General features: G+C 45.9%; 22 protein-coding genes. 12 read left to right on the top strand and 10 right to left on the bottom strand.

Features of this window, described 5'->3' with window-relative positions; all coding sequences use genetic code 11:
• Positions 1 to 19 precede the first annotated feature (19 nt).
• The 6 genes from AAHN97_RS20945 to AAHN97_RS20970 all read right to left on the bottom strand — a co-directional run bounded on the left by AAHN97_RS20945 (position 20) and on the right by AAHN97_RS20970 (position 5,573).
• Complete coding sequence (locus tag AAHN97_RS20945; RefSeq protein WP_343304040.1) at positions 20 to 748, bottom strand: ThuA domain-containing protein; 729 nt, start codon at positions 746 to 748, stop codon at positions 20 to 22.
• Between the two features lie 3 nt (positions 749 to 751).
• A complete protein-coding gene (locus tag AAHN97_RS20950; protein WP_343304041.1) occupies positions 752 to 1,474 on the bottom strand; it encodes a 3-keto-disaccharide hydrolase in 723 nt (240 codons plus the stop codon).
• A 34-nt stretch (positions 1,475 to 1,508) separates the two neighbouring features.
• A complete protein-coding gene (locus tag AAHN97_RS20955; protein WP_343304042.1) occupies positions 1,509 to 1,913 on the bottom strand; it encodes a c-type cytochrome in 405 nt (134 codons plus the stop codon).
• Positions 1,914 to 1,961: 48 nt separating this feature from the next.
• Complete coding sequence (locus tag AAHN97_RS20960; RefSeq protein ID WP_343304043.1) at positions 1,962 to 3,014, bottom strand: sugar phosphate isomerase/epimerase family protein; 1,053 nt, start codon at positions 3,012 to 3,014, stop codon at positions 1,962 to 1,964.
• Between the two features lie 97 nt (positions 3,015 to 3,111).
• The gene (locus AAHN97_RS20965) at positions 3,112 to 4,275 is read right to left on the bottom strand and encodes a Gfo/Idh/MocA family protein (protein ID WP_343304044.1); all 1,164 of its coding nucleotides are present in this window, start codon (positions 4,273 to 4,275) and stop codon (positions 3,112 to 3,114) included.
• Between the two features lie 14 nt (positions 4,276 to 4,289).
• Positions 4,290 to 5,573 (bottom strand): MFS transporter, encoded by a 1,284-nt coding sequence (locus tag AAHN97_RS20970; RefSeq protein WP_343304045.1) that lies wholly within the window; start codon positions 5,571 to 5,573, stop codon positions 4,290 to 4,292.
• Between the two features lie 157 nt (positions 5,574 to 5,730).
• On the opposite strand from AAHN97_RS20970, the gene AAHN97_RS20975 reads away from it, so the two are divergent.
• The 12 genes from AAHN97_RS20975 to AAHN97_RS21030 all read left to right on the top strand — a co-directional run bounded on the left by AAHN97_RS20975 (position 5,731) and on the right by AAHN97_RS21030 (position 22,255).
• The gene (locus AAHN97_RS20975) at positions 5,731 to 6,324 is read left to right on the top strand and encodes an RNA polymerase sigma-70 factor (RefSeq protein ID WP_343304046.1); all 594 of its coding nucleotides are present in this window, start codon (positions 5,731 to 5,733) and stop codon (positions 6,322 to 6,324) included.
• Positions 6,325 to 6,446: 122 nt separating this feature from the next.
• A complete protein-coding gene (locus tag AAHN97_RS20980; RefSeq protein WP_343304047.1) occupies positions 6,447 to 7,376 on the top strand; it encodes a FecR family protein in 930 nt (309 codons plus the stop codon).
• Between the two features lie 94 nt (positions 7,377 to 7,470).
• Positions 7,471 to 10,827: a SusC/RagA family TonB-linked outer membrane protein gene (locus AAHN97_RS20985; protein ID WP_343304048.1), complete on the top strand. Its 3,357-nt coding sequence runs from the start codon at positions 7,471 to 7,473 to the stop codon at positions 10,825 to 10,827.
• 17 nt (positions 10,828 to 10,844) lie between these two features.
• Positions 10,845 to 12,293 (top strand): RagB/SusD family nutrient uptake outer membrane protein, encoded by a 1,449-nt coding sequence (locus AAHN97_RS20990; protein ID WP_343304049.1) that lies wholly within the window; start codon positions 10,845 to 10,847, stop codon positions 12,291 to 12,293.
• A gap of 19 nt (positions 12,294 to 12,312) precedes the next feature.
• Positions 12,313 to 13,065 (top strand): DUF4843 domain-containing protein, encoded by a 753-nt coding sequence (locus AAHN97_RS20995; RefSeq protein WP_343304050.1) that lies wholly within the window; start codon positions 12,313 to 12,315, stop codon positions 13,063 to 13,065.
• A gap of 19 nt (positions 13,066 to 13,084) precedes the next feature.
• Complete coding sequence (locus tag AAHN97_RS21000; RefSeq protein ID WP_343304051.1) at positions 13,085 to 14,590, top strand: PKD-like family lipoprotein; 1,506 nt, start codon at positions 13,085 to 13,087, stop codon at positions 14,588 to 14,590.
• Positions 14,591 to 14,915: 325 nt separating this feature from the next.
• Positions 14,916 to 15,986: a DUF1573 domain-containing protein gene (locus tag AAHN97_RS21005; RefSeq protein ID WP_343304052.1), complete on the top strand. Its 1,071-nt coding sequence runs from the start codon at positions 14,916 to 14,918 to the stop codon at positions 15,984 to 15,986.
• A 30-nt stretch (positions 15,987 to 16,016) separates the two neighbouring features.
• Entirely contained in the window at positions 16,017 to 16,283 is a 267-nt protein-coding gene (locus AAHN97_RS21010; protein WP_343304053.1) for a carbohydrate-binding module family 14 protein, read from the top strand.
• A 280-nt stretch (positions 16,284 to 16,563) separates the two neighbouring features.
• Positions 16,564 to 19,884: a preprotein translocase subunit SecA gene (secA, locus tag AAHN97_RS21015; RefSeq protein ID WP_343304054.1), complete on the top strand. Its 3,321-nt coding sequence runs from the start codon at positions 16,564 to 16,566 to the stop codon at positions 19,882 to 19,884.
• 96 nt (positions 19,885 to 19,980) lie between these two features.
• Positions 19,981 to 20,634: a deoxyribose-phosphate aldolase gene (deoC, locus tag AAHN97_RS21020; protein ID WP_343304055.1), complete on the top strand. Its 654-nt coding sequence runs from the start codon at positions 19,981 to 19,983 to the stop codon at positions 20,632 to 20,634.
• A gap of 26 nt (positions 20,635 to 20,660) precedes the next feature.
• Complete coding sequence (locus tag AAHN97_RS21025) at positions 20,661 to 21,083, top strand: SPOR domain-containing protein (protein WP_343304056.1); 423 nt, start codon at positions 20,661 to 20,663, stop codon at positions 21,081 to 21,083.
• Entirely contained in the window at positions 21,080 to 22,255 is a 1,176-nt protein-coding gene (locus tag AAHN97_RS21030; protein WP_343304057.1) for a M20 metallopeptidase family protein, read from the top strand. Before AAHN97_RS21025 ends, AAHN97_RS21030 begins: the two co-directional genes overlap by 4 nt.
• Before the next feature lie 58 nt (positions 22,256 to 22,313).
• Here the strand turns inward: AAHN97_RS21030 and AAHN97_RS21035 are convergent, their stop codons facing one another.
• From AAHN97_RS21035 to AAHN97_RS21050, 4 genes are read right to left on the bottom strand one after another with little or no spacing between them, the layout of a single operon-like run.
• Positions 22,314 to 23,054 carry a hypothetical protein gene (locus AAHN97_RS21035; RefSeq protein ID WP_343304058.1) on the bottom strand — a complete coding sequence of 247 codons (741 nt, stop codon included), beginning with the start codon at positions 23,052 to 23,054 and terminating at the stop codon, positions 22,314 to 22,316.
• Positions 23,055 to 23,077: 23 nt separating this feature from the next.
• On the bottom strand, positions 23,078 to 23,452 hold the full coding sequence (locus AAHN97_RS21040) for a GntR family transcriptional regulator (RefSeq protein WP_153665370.1): 375 nt from the start codon (positions 23,450 to 23,452) through the stop codon (positions 23,078 to 23,080).
• Positions 23,453 to 23,464: 12 nt separating this feature from the next.
• The gene (locus tag AAHN97_RS21045) at positions 23,465 to 24,319 is read right to left on the bottom strand and encodes a hypothetical protein (protein ID WP_343304059.1); all 855 of its coding nucleotides are present in this window, start codon (positions 24,317 to 24,319) and stop codon (positions 23,465 to 23,467) included.
• Between the two features lie 43 nt (positions 24,320 to 24,362).
• Positions 24,363 to 25,199 (bottom strand): ABC transporter ATP-binding protein, encoded by an 837-nt coding sequence (locus AAHN97_RS21050; RefSeq protein WP_343304060.1) that lies wholly within the window; start codon positions 25,197 to 25,199, stop codon positions 24,363 to 24,365.
• Between the last annotated feature and the right edge of the window lie 38 nt (positions 25,200 to 25,237).

The following is a 25,237-nucleotide window of genomic DNA, read 5'->3' on the forward strand; positions in this document are numbered from 1 at the left end:
CTATATAGTATCATGATCTTCATTTCTTCTTCCCGGTCACATACTCAATTCCACCCAACACATGTTTCAGAAATGCTTCTTCTTTATAGGATTCTTTGGTATGCCCCAGTTCCGTGTAAAACGTACGGCCACCATCAAATTCACGGTACCAGCTCATGGGATGATCATCTCCATTTTTGCCGCCCGTGTAAGAAGTTTCATCAATTTTGATCAGCACATGTAAGCCTGGTACAATGCTTTTGAAATTATACCATTCATCCCTGCGGATCCAGTTGGAATCCAGGTGTCTGGTAGCAGGATGCGTACGGTCCACTACTTTCAAAGTAGCCGTTTGCTGATTAGGATGACTGAGGAAATACGCGCCAACCAGCTGGTTGTACCATGGCCAGTCGTATTCCGTATCCGTAGCAGCATGAATACCTACAAACCCGCCACCTTTTTTGATATAGGATTCCATCGCTGCCTGCTGTTCTTCATTCAGGATGTTACCTGTGGTGCTCAGGAAAACAATGGCTTTGTATCTTTTCAGATTCTTTGCAGTGAACACGGAAGCATCTTCCGTAGTATCCACATCAAAACCGTTCTCCGCGCCTAATTGGAGCATAGCGAGTTTACCAACAGGAATGGCATCATGTCTGAAGCCGGCTGTTTTGGAGAATACCAGTAAGCGTGGTTTTGCTTTCTTAAAAGCATAACCTGCACTCATTGTAAACAGGGCCAGTAATAGCAGCAAATATTTTTTCAGCATATATTAAAGTTGGCGGAGCTTGATGTTTTTGTACCAAACTTTGTTACCATGGTCCTGCAGCGCAATGTGGCCTTTGGAGAATTTACCGAAACCATCCCAGGTCTTGAATTTGCTGCCTGCGATCAGTTTCGCCCACTCTTCAGTACCCATGGTAGTTTCAGCAGTTACTTTACCATTCAGGATCAGGGTAAGCTTGCCGTCTTTTTTAATGATCTTAGCTGTGTTCCATTGTCCAACCGGTTTAGTGTAACGGGCAGGAGCAGCGATCAGGTCGTACAGATCACCCGAGTTGTGTTTATGGATCTTACCATCCGAATGTTTATCATCATCCAGTACCTGCATTTCAGGGCCGGTAGAATAAGTAGCACCATATTTAGCATCGTCCTGTACGCCAAAGATGATACCGCTGTTACCTCCTTCGGAGATCTTCCAGTCGATCTGCAGTTCATAATTTTCGTACTCACCGGCAGTGATGATATCGCCGCCTGTAGCACCTGCTTTTTTAGCATCGGTATCCAGGAAGAGCGCGCCATCTTCTATTTTCCAGGAAGTGGGGGCTTCATCTTTTTTAAAGCCTTTCCAGCCTGCAGTGGTTTTGCCATCGAACAGCAATACCCAGCCTTCCTTCTTTTCTTTTTTGCTCAGCGAAGGTGTGCTTTGTGCATGAGCGCTTGTTGAAGCTGCCAGCACACCTAATATTAATGCGGAAGAGATAAAACGTTTCATAAAACGAACGGGTTTAATGTCTTTTGTAAACTGGTTATTTAACGGAAAGGATATACTTCACCATTTCCACCGCATCTGCTTTTGGAACACCAGCGTGGGGAGCCATTGGAATTTCGCCCCAGTTGCCGGAACCACCTTTGATGATCTTGTCTGCCAGGGTAGCAATGTTAGCATCTGTGGCAGGATATTTTGCAGCTATTTCTTTGAAAGAAGGCCCGATCACTTTTTCAGTTTCTTTGTGGCAGGTAGCGCAATCCTGGCCAGCGATCAATTCTTTACCTTTCCCGGCAACACTTGCTACCATGGAATTATCTGCAGCAGGTGCAGTTGCTTCTTCTTTTTTCTCTTCGGTTTTCTTTTCTTCACCGCCGCCACCACATGCAGCCAGTGCAAACATCACTGCGCAGATCATAGCTGGCGCCCATATGAGTTTTTTCATCGTTTTGCTTGTTTATTGTTTTTATTAATCGTTTTAGCTCAATATATTTTAAAGACCTAATACCCTTCTGTTTAAATTCTCATCTGCTCCCGTTCCGGCAAAATCGTCAAACGCTTTTTCCGTTACGCGGATGATGTGATCTTTAATAAAAGGTGCCCCTTCACGGGCTCCATCTTCAGGATGTTTCATGCAACATTCCCATTCCATCACAGCCCATCCTGAATAATTGTATTGTGTCAGTTTACTGAACACTGCCTTGAAATCCACCTGTCCATCTCCCAGGGAACGGAACCTGCCCGGACGGTCTATCCAACCCTGGTAACCTCCGTAAACACCGGAACGGCCTGTAGGATTAAATTCCGCATCCTTCACATGGAACATTTTTATTTTCTCGTGGTAGATATCTATATAAGACAGATAATCGAGGCATTGCAGTACAAAATGGCTTGGATCATATAACAGGCAAGCACGCTGATGATTGCCGGTAGCCGCCAGGAATTGTTCATAACTGGCCCCATCATGGAGGTCTTCTCCGGGATGTACTTCATAACAAAGGTCTACACCATGGGCATCCATCTCATTCAAAATAGGCAACCAGCGGTTGGCCAGTTCCTTAAACCCTGTTTCCACTAAACCCGCAGGGCGTTGTGGCCAGGGATATACTGTATGCCACAATAATGCGCCGCTGAAAGTGGCATGCGCATCCAGTCCTAAATTACGGCTGGCTTTTGCAGCATATTTCAATTGATTAACGGCCCATTCTGTACGTGCCTTGGGATTACCCCTTAAAGCTTCCGGTGCAAAACCGTCAAACAATTCATTATAAGCAGGATGTACCGCCACCAGCTGACCTTGCAGGTGAGTGGACAGTTCTGTGATCTCCATACCTGCAGCCTGAACGATGCCTTTTATTTCATCTGCATACGTTTTGCTTTCAGCAGCCTTTTGCAGATCAATCACCCGGCTATCCCAGGTTGGGATCTGCACCCCTTTAAAACCAAGGCCGGCAGACCATTTGCAAATGCTCTCCAACGAATTGAAGGGAGCTTTATCGTCCAGGAACTGCGCCAGAAATATGCCTGGCCCTTTGATCGTTCTCATAAACTCTTCCTTATCTGATTTAAAAAATTCAAGTTCCTTTTTTATACCCTGCAAGGAACTGATCCTTGCCGGATAGGAACATGACTTTGCTCAATTCCTAGATCTCGAACTTCGTCCATTTCTCCTGGCTGGCTGATGATTTCACCACCATATCAATAAATGCCATACCGCGGATACCATCATCCACACTGGGGAAATCCAGTGCACCCATGGTTGGCGGAACGCCATCTATTTTAGCCTGCAGGGTTAAGGAGAAGTTGCGGTAAAGGTTCGCAAATGCTTCCAGGTATCCTTCCGGATGCCCACCCGGCGTACGGCAGTTATGTGTGGCAAAACTGTCCAGGTGAGGGTTACCCGCTCCTGCACGATAGATCTCAGTAGGTTTGTCCAGCCACTTCACCAATAAAGTATTGGGTTCATGCTGTGCCCATTCCAGGCCGCCTTTTTCGCCATACACGCGGATCTTCAATGCATTCTCTTCTCCTGCTGCTACCTGTGAAGCCATCAGCACACCCGCTGCGCCTCCATCAAAACGTAACAGCACTGCACCGTCATCATCCAGCATACGGCCTTCTACCATAATGTTCAGATCGGCACACAATTTATCGATTTTTTGGCCGGAAATGTACTCTGCCAGGTTAGCCGCATGGGTACCGATATCGCCAAAACAACCGCTTTTACCGGAACGTTTGGGATCTGTACGCCAGGCCGCCTGTGCATTACCTTCCCTTTCGCTGAGTTTGCTCAGCCAGCCCTGTGGATATTCCACCCATACTTTGCGGATCTTGCCCAGCGCACCATTTTTCACCATGGCACGGGCCTGTTTAACCATTGGGTAGCCTGTATAAGTATGTGTAAGTAACAGGGTGAGACCAGTTTGCTCCACTTTGGCTTTCAGTTGTTTTGCCTCATCCAGCGTAAAGGTGATAGGTTTTTCTACCACTACGTGGAAACCTTTGTCCAACGCCATCATAGCAGGTTCAAAGTGTGCAAAGTTGGGGGTAACGATGGTAATGAAGTCCAGCCTTTTATCTGCAGGCTGTGCCGCTTCTTTTTCCAGCATTGTTTTAAAGTCAGTATAGATGCGGTCTTCTTCAAGGAAGAGGGAACGCCCTGAGTCCTGTGCTATTTCAGGGTTAATGCTCAATGCTCCCGCTTTCAGCTCAATCAGTCCGTCCATATTAGCCGCGAGGCGGTGGATAGCTCCAATGAAGGCGTCTTTTCCGCCTCCGATCATGCCCATTCTGAGTTTCCTGTTCATTATAATATGATTTATTAGGCTGTTTGTAAAGTTTGTTTATTCCTTCCTTTCATATAAAAGAAAAGCCCGCCGAATGCTACCACCAGTATAACAGGGATGATCAATGTAACATTGATGATCTCCGGACCGGCTACAGCCTGGGCCTGGGTAAATGCTGCAGCTTCAGGTGTACCTGCAACTGCAGAACGGAAAGTATCTAATGTACCGCCGGCTGGCAAGTTCTTACTAATAATATTATCGTAAAAACCACCCATAAAATAAGTATAGATAGATACGGCAAACATACCTGCTCCGCCCATCAGGTTCATACCCAATGCACCTGATTCAGGAATGTTCTCAGATACAAAACCAAGCATGGTAGGCCAGAAATAAGTAATACCCATTCCGAAAATAACAGCAGCCACGATCAGCATGTAACCGGAAACGCTGCCCATCAGGAATAATCCGATGGCGGAAAGGATAGCAGACACCAGCAATACACCCGTGGGAGAGATCTTATGTACAACAGGCCCGGCCACTGCACGGCCAAAAACCTGCACCCCTGCAGTTAATGCCAGGATGAGGATGCCATGTTCCGTTACATTCTTTAACAATATCTCGATCCATTGGTTAGTGAACAGTTCTGTAATAGCTGTACCAAACATGCAGATCAGCATAAAGATGAATAAAGGGCTGGCCACCGAACGATACATCTGGCTGTTGGAAACACCCGCTGCTACACGTTCTGTAACAGGGAAGTCCAAACGCAGGAACAAATAACCGTAGAACAGTGTAGGGATGATCATGCTCACCACCTGCCATTGCCAGTTAAGGCCTATCTGGTTAAAAAGTGTTACCAGCAAGGTGCCGATAACAATACCTCCGGGGAACCAGAGATGAAAGTGATTGAGCTTTGTAGTTTTGTTTTCCGGAAAGATAGTGGCAACCAGTGGGTTACAGGCTGCTTCTACTGTACCATTCGCCATTCCGATAAATAAAGTGGAAATGAAAAGCGGCCAGAAACCGGAAGAAAAATAAGGTGTGCTCACCGTGAGGATGATCCCCAGCAGGTGTAAAACAAATGCTGCCACCAGGAGGTTCTTCATTCCTATGGCATCCACAATAAACCCGCCGATAATAACTGCCAGTGGGAAACCCCAGAAAGCAGTACCGGTAATAATCGCCAATTCCTGGCCATCTAAATGAAATTCCTTGCCAAGTGTGCCCAGTATACCGGCACGGATCCCAAAGGAAAGGGACGTGACCAGCAGGGCCAGGCAACTGGCAACAAAAAGACTCCTAGGCTGTATCTGTTTCATAGACGTGATTTTGCTAAAATTCAATGGCTCGCTTAAAACCTTTAAATTTATAAAAAGTATTTACATATTTTTATCTTTTTGTGACGGGTAACGGCCTGTTAACTTAACATTTCACTGATCCGGCAGCTAAGACCCGGTAAATTAGCGGTTTTTTTTGATGAACGGCCATCTACATACAGAAGAGGTCCTCCGTGCCCTCCAGGCCCGGAATGCTAAAACATTTGCTGAAGTTTACCAGGCCTTCTTCCCGCTCCTGTACAGCACTGCGCGTAAATACCTGCAGGAAAAGACCATCGCCGAAGAGATCATCCAGGACGTTTTCCTCCATATCTGGGAAAATAAACTGGAACTGGAACATCCCGCCGCCCTGAAGAATTATCTCTGCAAAGCTGTAGCCAACCGTTGCCTCAATCACCTCCAGCGGGAACAAATGCTCCGCCGCCATCATGAACAGATCCTCCTCAGCACGGAAGAAAGTTATGTATCCACTTTCGTGGAAGAACAGGAACTTCGGTTCCGTATCTACGAAGCCATTGAACAACTTCCCCCCAAATGCAAGCAGATCTTCAAACTCAGCCGGTATGAAGGCCTGAAGAATGGCGCCATCGCCGAACAGCTGGGCATTTCCGTAAAAACCGTGGAAAACCAGATGACCATTGCCCTGCGGCAATTACGGGAAACCTTAATGGACCCGCAAACTTCCTTCTCCGCCGCCGCCCGGAACAAAATGTTGCTTTTTGTACTTGGGTAATATAATTGTGCTTTTTTGAACACTGGTAGTATCTCCGCCGGAAAAATTATAATCTTTGCCTCCTTTTTGGGGGTATCTCTTTATTCGTTTGTCTTCAGAGTATAGCGCACAATCAAAATCGCATGGAACCGATCAATGTAGAACAGCTTATCATCAATCACCTGCAGTCGCCGGAAGACGCTGCTGCGCTGGCTGAATTGAATGCCTGGCTGGAAAAGGCCCCGCAGAACAGAACCTATTTTGATCAATACCGTCAGATCTGGGACTTATCTCCCGAAGCCGCTGTTTTTACGGAAGTAGATGTAAAAGCGGCCACCGCAAGGTTCAAAGCACGGCTCCCGCAAACAAAGATCCGTTGGCTGAGGATTGCAGCTGCAGCAGCTATCATTACAGCTGTAACCGGCACATGGTACTGGATGGCCCAACGCCCGTCTACCCAATATCTTGCCAAAACCACCACCATCACCATTGATTCCGTGATGCTGGAAGATGGCAGCAGGATCGTATTAAATAAACATTCCCGGATCAAATACAACCACCGTAAAGTACAACTGGAATATGGGGAAGCCTTTTTTGATGTGGTATCAGATCCTTCCGAACCTTTTGTAGCCTATACCGGCGGTGCGGAAGTAAAAGTACTGGGCACCTCTTTCAACCTGGCCATTTTGCAGGAGAATGTAAAATTATTTGTGCTAACAGGCGCCGTAAACTTTGGTACAGCAGGTTCCAATTCACCTAAACTGGTAACTGCCGGCAAAGGGGCCACTTATGTAACCGGCGACACTGCCGTACAACTAAAAGACAGGACAGACTATAACGAAGTATCATGGCGCACAGGTGAACTGCGTTTCATAGATACACCAATGGATGAAGTATGCGAAATACTCTCCGAACATTACCAGGTAAAAGTGATCATGGAAAATAAGAACCGTGCACAGTTGAACCTGAATGCCAACTTCAGCAAACGCACACTGGATGAAGTGTTGCAAACGCTGAGCGCTTTGTATGATTATCATTACGAAAAAAGGGGAGATACTATTTTCATCCGCTAGACATATATACTGAATCTAAAGAGAGGTTAACGGGTTAGACTACTATACCTGCACAGGATCTATTTGCTACTTATTTTCAAAACTATCGTTTGCTATGACATCACAAATCTACAAATCAACCAACCACCGGTGGCGGAGAGTTTCCTGTCAACTGTTGCTGGCCCTCACTTTGGGAACAGTGCCAGTGCATGCACAGGATACTTTTGCGCTGAACCGGAAAGTATCTGTTCATGCAAAAAAAACACCGATCTCCCATGTACTGGAAGATCTCGAAAAACAAACCAATCTCAACTTTGTGTACGATGGCGCACAACTGGACCGTTCATCTACCATCACACTCAATGCAGACAACAGATCGCTTAAAGATGTATTGAATGCACTCTTCCCAAAAGGTTCCGAGTACCGCGTAGTGGGTAACCAGCTCGTGGTAAAAAAAGGTCCCCTTCCCACAGCAGTCCCTGTTGTAGTGCAACAGAAAAACATCCGCATTGCAGGAAATGTAGTGCTGCGCGATAACAAAGGAGACCTACAAATGATGCAGGGGGTGAACGTTCGGGTAAAAGGACAGGCCGCAGGAACCGTTACCAATACTGCCGGACAGTTTGAGATCACTGCACCTGAAAATGGCACCCTGGTATTCAGCTTCATAGGTTACAAGCAAAAAGAAGTAAGCATCAATGGCCGCAGCAGTATGAAAATAACACTGGAAGAAGATATCTCCAAGATCCAGGAAGTAGTAGTGACCGGCATCTTTGAACGCCCGAAAGAAAGCTTCACAGGTTCTGCCGCCACCTATTCCGGCCAGCAACTGAAAACAGTAGGTAACCAGAATGTGATCCAAAGCCTGCGCAGCCTGGACCCCGCTTTCAGTGTGTTTGAGAACAACCGCTTCGGCTCCAATCCCAACGTAATGCCGGATATGGAAATACAGGGCAGAACAAATATCCTGGGCCTGAAAGAACAGCTGGGTGCAGATCTCAACCTTCCCTTATTCATATTGGATGGTTTCCCCGTTCCCCTGCAAACCATTATGGACCTGGACATCAACCGCGTGGAGAATCTCACCTTATTAAAGGATGCCGCCTCCACCGCCATCTATGGTTCCCGTGCTGCCAATGGTGTGATAGTTATCGAAACCAAAAAACCGAAAGCCGGTGAATTAAGAGTTACCTATACAAACGACAATCAATTTTCCGTACCCGATCTCCGCGATTATAACCTGATGAATGCCGCTGAAAAGCTGGAATTTGAAAGGCTCTCCGGAAGATATACATTGGAATATGCATTCCGTTATTTTTATGATGCGCAGATAGCGCTCGATAACCTCTACAACGAAAAACTGGCAGAAGTAAAACGCGGGGTGGACACCTACTGGATGAATGAACCATTGAGAAAAGGTTTCAGCAACAGCCATTCTCTCTACCTGGAAGGCGGCGACAACCAGATGCGTTATGGTGTTGGTGTCAACTATAAAAAGATCAATGGGGTCATGAAAGGTTCTTCCCGTGATGTGGGAGGCGGTAATATCAAACTGATCTACCGCAAAGGAAAACTCTCTTTCCAGAATAATCTTTCGCTCAACTTCTTTACAGCAAACGAATCTCCTTACGGCAATTTCTCTAATTTCTCCCGCGCAAACCCTTACTACCGCAAAAGAAATCCGGATGGCAGTATTCCAAGGATCCTGGAAACAGCCTATACCAGAACAGGCACCCTCAATTACATCGTGAACAACCCTTTATGGGATGCGATGCTACCCAATAGTGATGTAACGAAGAACTTCAATGTGATCAATAACTTCCAGGCAGAATGGGCCATCCGCTATGATCTTCGCTTCCGGGCAAGGTTTGGCGTGAACCGTACTACAGAGGAACGTGAAGAATTCACTTCCGCCCTGCATTCCAGATACATCCAGACTCCCTTACTGGAAAGAGGGGCTTATAACAACAACAGTAAAGAGAACCTCCGTTTGGATGGGGATGTCAGTTTCACTTTTGGCCGCGTCTTCGCAGAAAAACATATGGTGAACGCTGTGGCAGGATGGTCTTTCAGTGATGATCAAAGAACAGGGAAAGGTTATTCTGCTGTGGGTTTCCCGGATTATATCACCTCTCCCGCATTCGCTGCTTCCTATGCACCCAACAGCAAACCCGTTTCCAATGAAGCCACTGCACGCAGCACCAGTTTCTTCCTGCAAGGTGGTTACAGCTATGATAATCGCTTTTTAGTGGATTACAGTTACCGGATAGATGGAGCTTCCAATTACGGCGTGAATAAACTCTTCACCAATACCTGGTCATTAGGTGCCGCCTGGAACTTACATGAAGAGGCCTTCTTTCGCAAAGACATTTTCAACCTGCTGAAGATCCGGGCCAGTATCGGTAACCCGGGTAATGAAAACGGCATCGCCTACCAGTCTTTCACCACCTTTAATTATAATACCGCCAATCAGAACTACTTCGGGATAGGGGCTAATATTGCTTCCTTCGGAAACCCTGATCTGGACTGGCAAAAAACGATCAAGAAAACCATTGGTATAGACGGTGTGGTGAAAGAACGTTTACGTTTCAACTTCGATTATGTATTACAGAATGCTGACCCGCTGGTAGCGGTGATCAGTCTTCCTGCATCTGTAGGTTCTTCCGTCTATACCACTAACATCGGTGCACAAACCAGCAAAGGTTTCAACTTCATCGTGTCCTTCTCTCCTATCTATTTACCCAAACAGGGCATTAACTGGAGCATCAGCGTAAGCGGTAAACAGGAAAGAGCACACTATGAAAACATCGGCAACAAACTGGATGTGATGAACAAATTAAATCAATCCAAAAACCTGGACCGCTATTATGATATGGGCAGCCCTACTGCTTTGTGGGCAGTGAGATCACAGGGCATCGATCCCGGCAGCGGAAGGGAAGTGTTTGTAAAAAAAGATGGTACCCTCACCTTTCAATATGATTATGCAGACGAAGTGGTAGTAGGAGATTCCCGTCCGGACCTGGATGGCGTGTTAGGTACAACGCTGTATTACAAAGGATTTAACCTGGGCGGTTATATCCGTTACCGGATGGGTGGAGACGAATTCAATACCGCCTTATATAATAAAGTAGAGAATATCAATATGGAAGGATTGAAGATCAACCAGGATAAACGTGCTTTATATGACCGCTGGAAAAAAGCAGGAGACAGGTCCCGCTTCAAAAGTATCGGCCTGCAGGACCAGACGAACATCAGCTCCCGTTTTGTACAGGAAGAAAACACCTTTGCAGGGGAATCCATCAACCTGGGTTATGAATTTCCCAACCGTCTTGTACAAAAATGGCGCCTCTCCTATGTAAAGATCACTGGTTACATGAACGACATCTTCCGCATTTCCTCCATCAAACGGGAAAGAGGTATTGATTACCCATTCGCGAATATGCTGTCTCTCTCCTTATCAGTAGGGTTCTAATCATCAATCTGAAAAACATGAAAAAACATTTTCTTTATACCCTTATGCTGGCGGCATTGTTCTCTGCCACATCCTGCAAAAAATGGCTGAGTGTACAACCGCGGGATAAGGTATCCGAACAAAAACTGTTTGATACCGAACAGGGTTTCTACAATGCCCTGAATTCCGTTTACCTGGATATGAACCTTAAGGATACCTATGGCGGCCAGATGAGCATGGAAATGATAGAGGTGATGGGGCAGCAATACAACATCCTAACAGACCACAGGCTCCAGGCCATCAACAACTACAACTTTGCTCACGACTCTGCCAAAGCCAGGATCGCTATGGTATGGCGCGGCAACTATACAAGGATCGCTAATGTGAATAAGATCCTGGCTGTGATCGATGAACGTAAACATATCTTCAGCAATGGGGACAACTACAGCCATGTAAAAGGAGAATCCTTTGCCCTCCGTGCTTTCCTCCATTTCGATATGTTACGCCTCTTTGGTCCTGTTTACGCAGTGGATTCACTTAAACAAAGCATTCCCTATGTGGATGATTTCACTTCTAAGTTCCAGGAACTAATACCAGCCAATGCAGCCATAGACAAAGTGCTGAAAGACCTCGATTCTGCTGAAATGTACCTGCGTAAAGATCCCATCATTGCCAGTGGCCCCATGTTCTCCGGTAACCCGGATGGCGGCTCCCAGTTCTGGCGCTTCCGCACCCTGCGCATGAACTACTATGCTGCCATTGCCATGAAAGCCAGGGTACACTTGTACCGCAGGAATAAAACAGCCGCACTTGAAAGTGCCAAAACAGTGATTGCCGCACAGGAAGGAAGGTTCCCCTGGATCAACAAGGATTACATCCTCACCAATAAGATCAATCCCAACCGCATCTTCCACACAGAAATGCTCTTTGGCCTGCATGATATTAAACTCGCTGATAAACAAAAGAACTACTTCGATCCCGTTCTGGAAGCCAGGAGTATACTGGCGCCACTCCCGGCAAGATTAGCTGCCACTTACGAAAATAACAACACGGCAGATTACCGGAATAATGTGGCCATATGGGCTATTCCCGGCAATGGTATCAAAGACTACCGCTGCTTCTTTAAGTTCTCGGATATAGAACATAAAGACTCCCTCTACCGCAATATCATTCCATTGATCCGCATCAGTGAAATGTATTACATCGCCGCAGAAACAGAAACAGATAAAACACTGGCTTTCGGATACCTGAACACCGTTCGCAAGAACCGCGGATTGTTAGATGTACCGCTCACCGCAACGATCGCTACAGAAATAAGGAATGAATACAAACGGGAGTTTTATGGAGAAGGGCAGCTCTTCTTTTACTACAAACGCCTGAACACAACTTCCATTCCATCCGGCAATAGCAGCACTGCGAATGTTGCCATGACGGTGGGTAAATACTGCCCGCCATTACCAGACGATGAGATCCGATACAGAGATTAATCAACCAAAACCAACAGGTATGAAAAAAAATATTCTTTACCTCATCCTCCTTTTAACAGCTTCCTGTCAAAGGTCTGAAATACCATTTTACAGTGGTACTGCCGGCATTTATTTTGAAATATACAAAGAACCAACACCAGGCATTTATTTACGTGTAGATTCTTCCGTTCTGACCTTTGCTTATCATCCAGATAAAACGGACAGCATTTTCACCCTCGTCATCAAGGTGAAAGGAGATACGGTTTCAACAGACAGGCAGTTCCGCATCAAAGTGATCGATACTGCCGCCAATGCTGCAAAGCCAGGCATTCATTATGAAGCATTTCCCACAACCGCAGTTGTACCTGCCGGAAAAGCACTGATGGTGTTACCCATAAAATTCCTGAAACATCCGGATATGCAGGTGAAAACATTTGCCCTCTGCGTTCAGTTACTGGAAAATGAAAATTTCAAAACAGACCTGCCGCAATTGTATGTTCCGGATACAAAAAAATATATCAGCGCCACTGTGCACACTGTTCTTGTAGATGATGCGCTGGCAAGACCCAAATACTGGCTGGATGGTTACCTGGGCCCATACTCCCGCAAAAAGTATGTACTCCTCTGCCAACTGCTGGATATTCCCGTAACTACATTGAACAATACCATCTCTGTAGGTACCGTAAAATACTACGGCAATTTCATGAAAACCTGGCTGGCAGACGAAGCCGCAGCAGGCAGGATCGTGTATGAAGATGATGGTTCCGTGATGAAAATGGGAGACGGGCTTTGATCATTCTTAAAAACTAATTATGAAGAAAATACTTTTCGTTCTGGCAGCCGCGCTGATAACAGGCTGTTATAAAGACCTCGGGAATTATTCCTATAAAGAGATCAACGATATTGCCATCAGCAATATAGCTCCTCAATACACCATGATGTTCAAGGATACACTGCGTATCAAACCAAAGCTGGACTTCCTGCTGGACAAAGCAGATACCGGCAGGTATGCATACGAATGGATCATCTTTTTCCTGGACGATGTTGGTGAAAATAATAATAAGCTGATCGCAACTACCAGGGACCTCGAATATGAGGTCACTGCCAAAGTAGGGAAATACAAAGCATGGTTACGCGTGAAGGATAATTCTACCGGTGTGCAATACAAAAGTGAATTCAGACTGACCATACAATCCAAAGTCTATGAAGGCTGGCTGGTATTAAGTGATGTAAATGGAATGGCACGGATAGACATGGTGAGTGTATTACCGCCACCCATCGGAGAAACCATGATCACAGACCTGCTCACATTTACCAACTCCGGCCTTGCACCACAAAAGGGGCCCCGTGCTATCAAACTGATGAATGATGCTTTCAAATCCAAAACCGCCCTTTATTTTTTAACAGATGATGGTGCCAATAAATTAAGCGCGGATGATTTCACCTGGCAAACCACCGGTGCTATTCGTTATGAAATGCTGGGCCCGCCACCCGCTGGTTTTGCACCAAGACTAATGGATGTTGCTTATGGTATGTATTGCATGATGTCAGATGATCAGTTGTATATACAATATCCCGTTTCAGGGTTGGGGTATGGCGTTCCGCAAAATAAAATGGCGGGTGTAAGCACGCCTGTTAAACTCGCTCCTTTCATCGGTAAGGCCAATTCCTCGATCTCCAACTGGGTGGTGTTCTACGATGTGGAAAGAAGATGGTTCGTAAGGCTGGATGGCTCAAGAGATGCAGGTGTGGATTCTATCCCCACTCCTGCCAATGCACTGCTCAGCTATAAAACAGGCAAAGACCTGGTATACATGCAGAACGCTGCTTTTAACCTGAACGACATTTTCACCATTCTTAAGGATCCCGGCCAGCCCATATATTACCTGTTCCGCATGGCTGTTGACGGATACCCCAGCGTATTCCGCCAGAACCAGTTCACTAAGATCGATCAAAGTACCGGCGATATTGCCCATGCACAACACTTTGCAGTGGGTCATGAACTGGGTTATGTATTATATGCAGTGGGTAGTAAGATCTATGAATATGATATCAATTATAATACCCATCACCTGATGGCAGACCTTGGAACGGAAGTGATCAGCCGCCTGAAAGTGATCAACGTGGGAACTTCCAAACCGGAATACAAAGAATATACAAATGGCCTGCTCGTAGGTTCTTATGATCCCGCAGGCCCTTCAGGTAAAAATGGGAAACTGCGGGTATACAAAATGCCGCCACGCAATGAGCCCTTCCAATTGTATAAATTATACACCGGCTTTGGAAAAGTAATAGACATGGAATATCGCACAAGGTGATAATATAATATATATATAGATGCTACTCTTTTTGTAAGATCCCGAACCAACCATTTACGATTTAGATTAGATGAAAACCCTATGGGGAGTTGCTTAACAAGCAGCTCCCTTTTAAAAAATCAGGCAAAAGGCTTGATAATTCAGCGTTTATTAAATATATTTGGATATACTCACTAACATGTGTATAACCCAATTTTTCTGAACCCAAACTTAAGACATTGAATTAGTACCTAACCCGTTTATGGTTGCGCAATCTCCTCGCTTTTGAATTGTTACCCGTTGTATGATAATAGATTGCATTACCTGCGTTTAAAACAATAACCCTATGTATCTAAAAAGACAAGTGCTCTTTCTGGCCTTTCTGTGCGCATTCGGCTGCAATTCCGCCACACAGGATGCCAACACATCAAAGCCTATCCCCGATTCATTAATCGTCCATACCGGCACATTTGAAAAAGCCCTGAAAGAAGCCGGCGCATCATCCAAACACCTGGTAACCATCCTCAGTAAAAAAGATTGTCCGCCTTGTGAGATATTGCAGGAATACGTGAAAAAAGATTTCGCCATACGCCGTTATGCGAATGATTATCTCTTTTATCTTTTTGAAGAAGGATCGTCATCCAACTGGCTCAATCAGTGTTTTTACATCACTGCCAGTCCCACCGCCATTATTTTTTCTCCGAAGGGAGAACTGGAAACGATCATCAGCGGTGCCAGGAAAGACATCTTCCCTAAAGTACTGGAAGCTGTGATCAGCAAGGATACAGGTGCTATGTATTCTGGCAGCAGAACACGTGCTGACATTGAAGGCGCAGCACTTATCAGTGTAGTCCGCAAAAGTTACCAGGCGCAGCAATATGAGAAAGACACTTCATTCACAGCAGCACTGGAACAGGCGCATGCACAATACCCTTATTTCTACAATGCTTATCAGCTCAGCAAACGTTATGCTTTACAGGGAGATTCAGTCAAAGCCAGGCTGTTCGCAGAAAAAGCACTGGCCCACAACAGTCCGCCGGAGCTAATGTTGTACCAGTCTCTGAGAAATGAGATGAAAACCCTCCTGCATCCGGACTATGATGCCACTAAAGAACCCCATATCACCTTCGCTCATAATCACCTGGACCTGGGCGCTTTTCCTGTTCAGCAAAAAAAAGAGATCGTGTTCACTTTAAAAAACACCGGTCATAAACCCCTCCGGCTGAAAGATGTGATCGTTTCCTGTTCCTGCCTTTCCGTAGAGTGGCCAAGGAAAAATATCCCGCCTGGAAGCTCAGGTGAAATAAAAGCCACCTATAACATCAGTAAAGCAGGCAGTTTTAATCAATATGCCTATGTGATCTCAAATGCAGTCAACAGTGCCGAACTGCTTACCATCAAAGGACGCGTCAACTAGTCATAATTATTCATCTTAAATTCAACAAACATGAAAAAACTACTAGCTGTTTTCATTTTTGCACTCTTTGCATTGGGTGCCGGAAACTCAAGAGCGGAATGGCCTTGCGACGATCCTGAAACCCCTCCGGGATACATTTTCCCTGATCCTGATGATTGTACCGGCTTTATTGTATGTGTGGGAGATCTTCCCTATTATGGTCAATGCCCTCCAGGCACTGTATTCTATCCGGCATTGCAGCAATGCGACTTCCCAGGCAAGCCTGGTGACCCTTGCGGAGAAGGAATAAGCCTGTAAAATGAGCAGGAGGCTTGGTCCGGAGTAAAAGCTATGCTTCAGGGCCAGCCTCCTCAAAACAGCTTTACCCCTGCAAAATCACCGCATGAGCCCTAAAATGTCAATATTTTATGCCCCCATCCCCCAAAAATCCCTAATTTTACGAGCCTCAGAAAAAGGGAATATATTACTGCCACCTTGGCACAACCCTTTGTCCGGGCTTAATATTTGTCTATATTTTCCCTATACAGGCCTGCCTGTGTGAGGTTACATTTTTTTATACGAAATCGAAATTTTTAACATGCTAGGTTTTTTAACAAAGCTTTTTGGTGGAAACAAGTCTGATCGGGATATCAAACTGATCCTCCCCGTAGTAAAGCAGATCGGCGAGGAATACGAAAAACTTTCCCAACTTAACATTGATGAACTGCGTGCAAAAACGCAGGATTTCCGCGCCCGTATTAAAGCTCACCTGGCTGAAACGGATAAAGAGATTGCCGCTAAAAAAGCTGCTGCTGAAAGTGAGGAGGATGTAAATACAAAAGATATCACCTATAGTGAAATAGATAAACTGATCAAGGAAAGAGATAAAAAGATCGAAGAGGTCCTCAAACAGATCCTTCCTGAAGCGTTTGCTGTGGTGAAAGAAACTGCCCGCCGCCTCAAAGAGGCCAATGGTGCCATCACTGCCAAAGCCACTGATCTTGACCGCCAGCTGGCTGTAAAAAAGGACTATGTGACCATTGAAGGTGACAAAGTGACCTGGAAAAACTCCTGGATCGCCGGTGGAACAGAAGTGACCTGGAACATGGTGCACTATGATGTACAGCTGATAGGTGGTAATGTACTGCACTCCGGTAAAATTGCCGAAATGGCCACAGGTGAAGGTAAAACCCTGGTTTCTACCCTCCCCGCCTACCTGAATGCTCTCGCCGGTGAAGGTGTTCACATTGTTACCGTGAACGATTACCTCGCCCGCCGTGACTCTGAATGGAATGGCCCCCTCTTTGAATTCCTCGGTATTACCGTTGATTGTATAGATAAACACCAGCCACATTCTGCTGAACGCCGCATGGCTTACCAGGCAGACATCACCTATGGTACCAATAACGAATTTGGTTTTGACTACCTCCGTGATAACATGGTACACAGCCCGGAAGAAATGGTGCAACGCAAACACCATTTTGCTATGGTGGATGAGGTGGATAGCGTATTAATTGACGATGCGCGTACCCCATTGATCATTTCCGGCCCTATCCCCCGTGGTGATGAACAGGAATTCCATGCTTTGAAACCACGCATCCAGCGACTGGTGGAAGAACAAAGGAAAGTGGTGAACGCCAGCCTGATAGAAGCCAAGAAACTCATCGCGGAAGGTAAAGACGATCCCAAAACCGGTGGTCTTGCCCTGATGCGTGCATGGCGCGGTCTTCCCAAGAACAGCGCCACCATTAAATATTTAAGCGAGCCCGGTATCAAAGTACTGCAACAAAAAGCAGAGAACTATTATATCGCGGATCAGCAAAGGGAAATGCCCAAAGTGGACGAAGGGCTGTACTTCCACATTGAAGAAAAGAACAACAGTGTAGACCTTACCGAAAAAGGGATTGCCCTCATCACCGGCGCCGGAGAAGATCCAAACTTCTTCCTCATGCCGGATGTTGGCTCTGAAATAGCAGAACTGGAAAAGCTGGAACTCTCCGCAGAAGAAAGACTGCAAAGGAAAGACCAGCTGTTGCAGGACTTCGCCATTAAATCTGAACGCATCCACTCCGTACAACAATTACTGAAAGCCTACACTTTATTTGATAAAGACGTAGAGTATGTGGTAATGGACGGGAAAGTGAAGATCGTAGATGAACAGACAGGCCGTATCCTGGATGGCCGCCGTTATTCAGACGGTTTGCATCAGGCGATAGAAGCCAAGGAAAATGTAAAGGTAGAAGCCGCTACACAAACCTTCGCTACCATCACCCTGCAGAACTACTTCCGGATGTATCACAAGCTGGCCGGCATGACCGGTACGGCTACTACAGAAGCCGGTGAGTTCTGGGAGATCTACAAACTGGATGTAGTGACCATCCCCACCAACCTCCCTATCACCCGTAAAGATGCGGAAGACCTGGTGTATAAAACCAAAAGAGACAAGTACAAAGCTGTTATAGAAGAGATCAAAGGTTTACAGAATGCAGGACGCCCTGTACTGGTAGGTACCACCTCTGTCGAAGTATCTGAGTTACTGGGTAAAATGCTCACCTTCGAAAAGATCCCTCACAATGTATTGAACGCCAAACAGCACGCAAGGGAAGCACAGATCGTTGCAGAAGCCGGTCTGGCCGGAGCTGTGACCATCGCTACCAACATGGCAGGCCGTGGTACGGACATTAAACTCGGGCCTGGTGTAAAAGAAGCCGGCGGTTTGGCCATCATTGGTACAGAACGTCACGAAAGCCGCCGTGTGGACCGTCAGTTGCGTGGTCGCGCAGGCCGCCAGGGAGATCCTGGTACTTCTCAATTCTTTGTATCACTGGAAGATGACCTGATGCGTATGTTCGGTTCAGACCGTATCGCTTCACTGATGGACAGAATGGGTTATAAAGAAGGAGAAGTGATCCAGCACAGCATGATCACCCGTTCCATTGAAAGAGCACAGAAGAAAGTAGAAGAAAATAACTTCGGCATCCGGAAACGCCTCCTGGAATATGATGACGTGATGAACAAGCAACGTACCGTGATCTATTCCAAACGTAACCACGCCCTCTTAGGAGAAAGGCTGTCCATCGACATTGATAACGCTTTCTATGAAGTTGCAGAGAACCTGGTGAACACCCATCGTGAAACCGGCGACCATGAAACATTCAAGCTGGATGTGATCCTGAACTTTGCCGTAGATACTGCTATAACACAGGATGAACTGGCTAAAGGCAACATCCAGGAAATTGCAGAGAAACTCTATTCAGAAGCGACTAACAATTATCACCGCAGAACTACAGAAGTGATGCATGGTACCCTCCCCGTGATCAAAAAGATCTACGAGGAACAAGGCCAGCATATCGAAAATATCTCCATTCCATTCACAGACGGCAAAAAAGGCATTAACGTGCTGGCGCCACTGAAGAAAGTAGTGGAAACACAAGGCCGCGAAACCGTAGCAGCCCTGGAACGCAGCATTACACTTGCCCTGATCGATGACGCCTGGAAAGAACACCTCCGTGCAATGGACGATCTGAAGCAATCTGTACAAAGTGCCGTATACGAACAAAAAGATCCATTGCTGATCTACAAGTTCGAAGCCTTCCAGTTGTTCAAACAAATGAGCGCGGAAAACAGTAAAGAGATCGTAGCCTTCCTCTGTAAAGCGGGTATCCCCGGCAGCCAGGGAGAAGATGAGATCACCGAAGGCCATGAACAAAAAACCGATATGAGCCGCATGCGCGCTTCACATCAGGAGTTTGAAAATGGCGGCGGCGCACAACAACAGCAGCGCCAGCAGGAATATGCACCTGCAGAAGAACAACACCGCCCTGAACCGGTACGTGTTGGACCTAAAGTGGGCCGTAATGATCCTTGCCCATGTGGTAGCGGTAAAAAGTACAAAGCCTGCCACGGCAAAGACGCTTAATGTACCATGCAATAATTGCACGATATTTCAATAATTGCATACGGAGTTACCCAGTTACAACTGTGTAACTCCGTTATGTTTTAAGAAAAACCCGCTATGAAATTAAACCGCTACATAGACCATACGGTATTGAAACCCACTACCACCCTGGAGGATCTTAAAAAACTCTGCATGGAAGCTGTAGAATATGATTTTGCAGCCGTTTGCGTTCCCCCTCCTTTCGTTAAACTCGCTAAAACATTTGTAGGTAATACCAGCACCAAAGTGGCCACCGTTATAGGTTTCCCTTTCGGTTATTCCGCTATTGAAGCAAAAGTGGCGGAAAGCGTATTGTCTATTATTGACGAGGCAGATGAACTGGACATGGTGGCCAATATCCTGGCTATCCGCAATGGGGACTGGGGTTACGTGGAAAAAGAGATCGGCACTATTATGCCCCTGATCCGGAATAAGCAGAAGGTGATCAAGGTAATTATTGAAAGTGGCATATTATTGGAGGAAGAGATCATTAAATGCTGCGAATTATATGCAAAATACGGGGTGGACTTCGTTAAAACGTCCACCGGGTATGCTGAAAAAGGGGCCAGTGTGGAAGCTGTGGCATTAATGCGTAAACATTTACCTGCGAATATTCAAATAAAGGCTTCGGGAGGGATTCGTACCTTTGCCTTTGCGCAGGAACTGATAACTGCCGGCGCTACCCGTATCGGGGCCAGCGCCAGTGTAGAGATCATGAAACAGGCACTTTAACAGACGGAAAAACAAACGATTTATATATGCTCTATAGAACAGGCTGTTTATTTCTTTTGATGCTCGCTGCGGTTACCGTACGGGCACAGGATAGCGCCAATGCGGGAAGCATTAAAGTATCAAAGGACAGCCGGATAGACGTGCTGATCAAAAAACAGATCTATATTAATACCCTCGCCATCCGCAACCAACCCGGGTTCCGCGTACAGGTATTTTCCAGCAACAAAAGGAACGATGCCAATGAGGCCAAAGCCAAAGTGATGCAATTGTTCCCCGAATACCGTACTTACCTGGACTTCCAGGCACCTTATTTTAAAGTACGCATAGGGGATTTCAAATCCCGTGACGAAGCATCCGAGCTAAGAGATAAATTATCCACCCAGTTTTCAGGAGGCGTATTTGTAGTGCCGGCTATTATCAACGTGTCACCGGAAAAAGAAATAGAATGAAGAATCGGATACAATCGCTGGCCAGGCAATATGCGCCTGACCTGATAGCCTGCAGGCATCATCTGCACTCCCATCCCGAATTATCTTTCCAGGAATATGAAACATCTAAGTTCATCCAGGCAAAACTGGATGAATACGGCATCCCTTACACAGCAGGCGTAGCAGGAACAGGTGTGGTTGCCCTGATTGAAGGAAAGAACCCTTCCAAAAAGATCATTGCTTTACGAGGAGATATAGATGCACTGCCCATTGAAGAAGCAAATGATGTACCCTACAAATCAAAAAATCCCGGTGTAATGCATGCCTGTGGCCACGATGTACATACAACAGTTGTACTGGGTGCTGCACGTATACTCCAGCAGGTGAAAGATGAATTTGAAGGTACCGTGAAAATATTATTCCAGCCAGGGGAAGAAAAACATCCTGGCGGCGCCAGCCTGATGATCAAAGAAGGAGCACTCGAAAACCCCAAGCCACAGGCTATCCTGGGTTTACATGTACTCCCTGCCATGGAAACCGGCAAACTGGGATTCCGCGCAGGAAAATACATGGCCAGTGCAGATGAGATCTATATCACGGTGAAAGGGAAAGGCGGCCACGCGGCTGCACCACAGCTCACAGCAGATACCATCCTCATTGCTTCCAACCTGGTGGTGAGCCTGCAACAGATCATCAGCAGAAATAATGATCCCTTCTCTCCCTCTGTATTATCTATCTGTGCTTTCAATGGCGGATTCACCACTAATGTGATCCCCAGCGAAGTTAAACTGATGGGTACTTTCCGGGCAATGGATGAAACATGGCGCTTCAAAGCCCATGAACTGATCCGCAAACAGGCTACGGAACTGGTACATGCTATGGGTGCTGAAATAGATATAGACATCCTCGTAGGATATCCCACACTCTATAACAACGAAGCCGTTACGGCCACTGCACGTACACTGGCAGAAGAATATATGGGTGTGGAAAATGTACTGGATACAGAGCTGCGGATGGGTGCGGAAGATTTCTCCTACTATTCCCAGGTGATCCCTGCCTGTTTCTTCAGGTTAGGCACCGGCAATAAAGCACGTGGCATCACAGCCGGTGTGCATACTCCCATATTTGATATTGATGAAAATGCATTGGAGATAGGAAGCGGTACAATGGCTTACCTCGCTACCCAATTCTGAAAATAAAAAACCGTTCCGATGAAGATCGGAACGGTATGCATCTTTAGAGAGACTAGAATTATTGCGATTTTAGCAAGTACGTTTTCATATCCATCGCCCTTCCATCCATCCTGATCCTCGCTGAAGTATCCAATTGCACAGGAAGTACGGTTTTGATATTATTAGGTGTTACGAAAGTGATACCGGTTCTTTCACCCATCGTAAGTGCCAGTGTATCAATATGACTGTTGTCAATGAACATCACCTGCGCATTGGAATCCGTCTTTAATTGCAGTACAGGTATATCCAGCCCTAACAGCATGAACTTATCTGAACCCATCAGATGCAATGCTAATGAGTCTTTCTGAAGGACCCTGTTGATATTCATTCCACCAAAGGAGGAAACAGAAGATAAGGCAGGTGCAAAGAGGTGCAACTGAATATTGCCTTCCGGAACAAAATCACCACGCACCAACGCTTTATCAAAGCGGATAAACAAAGTATCTCCCTGGTAATGGTATGTCAAAAGCGGTTTAACGTTTGAAGGCATTTCCAGTTCATATTTACTTCTTTCACCCACACTGAGATGAATGGTCCGGTCTATCCAGCTTCTGCTGGTACGGGATTGATGCAGGTACATCCGCCCGTCATATACAACATGCCGGAACTGTTTCAGGTCTACGGTTAAACGGCTTACCTGCTTCAAATCACTTGTAAGGTTACCGGCCTTCAATTGTATGTTAAGCAATACATTAAAGAGCAGCAGGGTAATAATGACAAAGAAGACCAGAACAATAAGGAGTTTATTACTTGTTTTCATGCTAAGTTCTTTTAAATAAATGTTTAAGCTTTCGCCTGGCGGGTTTTGAATTTCTCAAAGCGTGCCTTTAACTCATCCAGCTCAACGCCCAGCAGGAACATCTTCCGGAAAAATTGCGGTAACTCTTCCTGTAAGAACTGTTCTTTGCGTAATGCAATTACTTTGCGGAGTGCATCCTCACTTACATAATATCCTAATCCGCGGCGGGTATAGATGATCCCCTGCTGTTGCAGGTACTCGTAAGACCGCATAATGGTATTGGGATTTACCTCGAGGTTCACTGCCAGCTCTCTCACAGAGGGCACTTTTCCTTCAGGTGGCCAATGCTGCAACTGTACCTGATCGCAAACGTAATCAGCAATTTGCAGGTAGATGGCCTGTGTATTATTAAATTCCATGATCGATCTGTTTTAGAGTTGCTGCTCCCGGAGTTTTACCAGTGTCACGTAAAAAAAGAAAAGCGGAACAAGCGCCAGGAAAATGAGAAAAAATAACATCTGCTGATCCGGTAATGAAAGCCAATAAGAGCCTCCTTCTAAATAAGTTCCAAACTCGTTCTTCCCAGAGAAACGCATGCTTCGGTAAGGAGATGAGCTAACTATTTCATACTGGAGGGGAAATGGTAATTTATTCCTTGCAGCATTGTAGCCAGCCACTTTTGCACTGGCATCCTTCACCACTATCTGATTGATCACTTCATTGGCACTTGCAAAAAAAATGGCTGATAAACAAACCAATACTATCACTTTTACAAACGCCAACTGCCGAAACCAGATAGCGCCCAGCAAGGCAAGTGATTGCACTAAAAAAAAAGTCAGGAATAAATACTGGCCCTCTATTCCGTCCAACATATATACCTCGTTCGTATTACCCAATACATGTACATCTATGCCGTTAGCTATTGCCATGCAGATAAAGTAGACCGCTAAAAAAGCAAGTGGAAAAAGAAAGAAAGTGAACAGCACTGCAACTGCCAGCCGCTCAGTATTAGAAACCGGCAGGAGGATAGACTGGATCCGTTTGTCTTTATCCCCATACTGTTTAAAGATAAGAGAGGTAAAAAAAGTTCCTGCCAGGATCAGTGCCGCTGTTACAAAATCAATTTGCGATTGATACTGAAACCCTACTTTGGAAGTAAACACGCTAACGAACATAAAACAGAGCATGATACCACCCATAGCCGACAAGCCCAATAGATACAGCTTACGGTTGACAGCAAACTGCAATTTGAATAAGTACGAAAAACGAGCAAAAGAGAATTGCATAAAAATATTTTTACTGTTAGTTTATCTGTACAAAAAAACCATCCTATTCCTGGAACAGGGATACGATCTTTTCTTTTTCCACCATCACCGCATTGAAGAACATTTCCATATCCAGCCGCGAATGTTCTGCCTGGCGGTTCACTGCTACCACCACATAACCTTTCAAAGAACCCTCACTATAAATAGGCGCTTCTGATTCCTCCAAACTCATTACCTGGCGGAAGGAGAGTTTTTCGGTAATGCGGGTAACAGATTCCTGCAACAGGATGCTGTGATCTTCCAGGATCAGTACTTCATCTATCAGGCTGTCCAGATCTTTTACCTGGTGCGTGCTGATGATCATACACTGATCCGGCTCCAGGCAACCCGCAATCACTTTCCTGAACTGGCGTTTGGAGGGAATGTCCAAACCATTGGTAGGTTCATCCATTAACAATACTTTGGCGCGGGTGGCTATTGCAAAACTGATGAGTACTTTCTTCTGCTCACCATGACTAAGCGCCTGGAGGCTTTGCCCTTCCGGGATCTCAAAAGCAACCAGGTGCCGTTTAAATGCCTCATGGTCAAAGGAGGGATAAAAAGGAGCAAAGAGCCGGAGATACTGCGTAATGTTCATGTCCGGCAGATGGAAAGATTCCGGTAACATATATACCTGCTGCAAAAAAGCAGGTTGCCTTTTGGCCGGCTCGTAGCCCATTACCCTGCATTCCCCTGAAATGGGGAATAAAAGACCACAGAGCTGATACAGTAAACTGCTCTTGCCCGCACCGTTCTTTCCCAGCAAACCATAGATCCGGCCTGGCTGTAGGGTCAGGTTAACATTCTTCAGCACAGGCTGCGTCTTTCGGTAATGAAAATGAAGTTGTTGTAGGGATATCATTGCTTCATGTTTTAGTGTACTACTTAACTAGTACACTG

The organism is Chitinophaga niabensis (assembly GCF_039545795.1).
Classification (GTDB): Bacteria; Bacteroidota; Bacteroidia; order Chitinophagales; family Chitinophagaceae; genus Chitinophaga; species Chitinophaga niabensis_B.

Coding starts and splice junctions, on each gene's coding strand:
- AAHN97_RS20975 (WP_343304046.1), top strand. CDS start 5,731: ATGAACGGCCATCTACATACAGAAGAGGTCCTCCGTGCCCTCCAGGCC.
- AAHN97_RS20970 (WP_343304045.1), bottom strand. CDS start 5,573: ATGAAACAGATACAGCCTAGGAGTCTTTTTGTTGCCAGTTGCCTGGCC.
- AAHN97_RS20985 (WP_343304048.1), top strand. CDS start 7,471: ATGACATCACAAATCTACAAATCAACCAACCACCGGTGGCGGAGAGTT.
- AAHN97_RS20945 (WP_343304040.1), bottom strand. CDS start 748: ATGCTGAAAAAATATTTGCTGCTATTACTGGCCCTGTTTACAATGAGT.
- AAHN97_RS21005 (WP_343304052.1), top strand. CDS start 14,916: ATGTATCTAAAAAGACAAGTGCTCTTTCTGGCCTTTCTGTGCGCATTC.
- AAHN97_RS20995 (WP_343304050.1), top strand. CDS start 12,313: ATGAAAAAAAATATTCTTTACCTCATCCTCCTTTTAACAGCTTCCTGT.
- AAHN97_RS21025 (WP_343304056.1), top strand. CDS start 20,661: ATGCTCTATAGAACAGGCTGTTTATTTCTTTTGATGCTCGCTGCGGTT.
- AAHN97_RS21035 (WP_343304058.1), bottom strand. CDS start 23,054: ATGAAAACAAGTAATAAACTCCTTATTGTTCTGGTCTTCTTTGTCATT.
- deoC (WP_343304055.1), top strand. CDS start 19,981: ATGAAATTAAACCGCTACATAGACCATACGGTATTGAAACCCACTACC.
- AAHN97_RS21000 (WP_343304051.1), top strand. CDS start 13,085: ATGAAGAAAATACTTTTCGTTCTGGCAGCCGCGCTGATAACAGGCTGT.
- AAHN97_RS21040 (WP_153665370.1), bottom strand. CDS start 23,452: ATGGAATTTAATAATACACAGGCCATCTACCTGCAAATTGCTGATTAC.
- AAHN97_RS20980 (WP_343304047.1), top strand. CDS start 6,447: ATGGAACCGATCAATGTAGAACAGCTTATCATCAATCACCTGCAGTCG.
- AAHN97_RS21050 (WP_343304060.1), bottom strand. CDS start 25,199: ATGATATCCCTACAACAACTTCATTTTCATTACCGAAAGACGCAGCCT.
- AAHN97_RS20965 (WP_343304044.1), bottom strand. CDS start 4,275: ATGAACAGGAAACTCAGAATGGGCATGATCGGAGGCGGAAAAGACGCC.
- AAHN97_RS20960 (WP_343304043.1), bottom strand. CDS start 3,014: ATGAGAACGATCAAAGGGCCAGGCATATTTCTGGCGCAGTTCCTGGAC.
- secA (WP_343304054.1), top strand. CDS start 16,564: ATGCTAGGTTTTTTAACAAAGCTTTTTGGTGGAAACAAGTCTGATCGG.
- AAHN97_RS20990 (WP_343304049.1), top strand. CDS start 10,845: ATGAAAAAACATTTTCTTTATACCCTTATGCTGGCGGCATTGTTCTCT.
- AAHN97_RS20955 (WP_343304042.1), bottom strand. CDS start 1,913: ATGAAAAAACTCATATGGGCGCCAGCTATGATCTGCGCAGTGATGTTT.
- AAHN97_RS21010 (WP_343304053.1), top strand. CDS start 16,017: ATGAAAAAACTACTAGCTGTTTTCATTTTTGCACTCTTTGCATTGGGT.
- AAHN97_RS21030 (WP_343304057.1), top strand. CDS start 21,080: ATGAAGAATCGGATACAATCGCTGGCCAGGCAATATGCGCCTGACCTG.
- AAHN97_RS21045 (WP_343304059.1), bottom strand. CDS start 24,319: ATGCAATTCTCTTTTGCTCGTTTTTCGTACTTATTCAAATTGCAGTTT.
- AAHN97_RS20950 (WP_343304041.1), bottom strand. CDS start 1,474: ATGAAACGTTTTATCTCTTCCGCATTAATATTAGGTGTGCTGGCAGCT.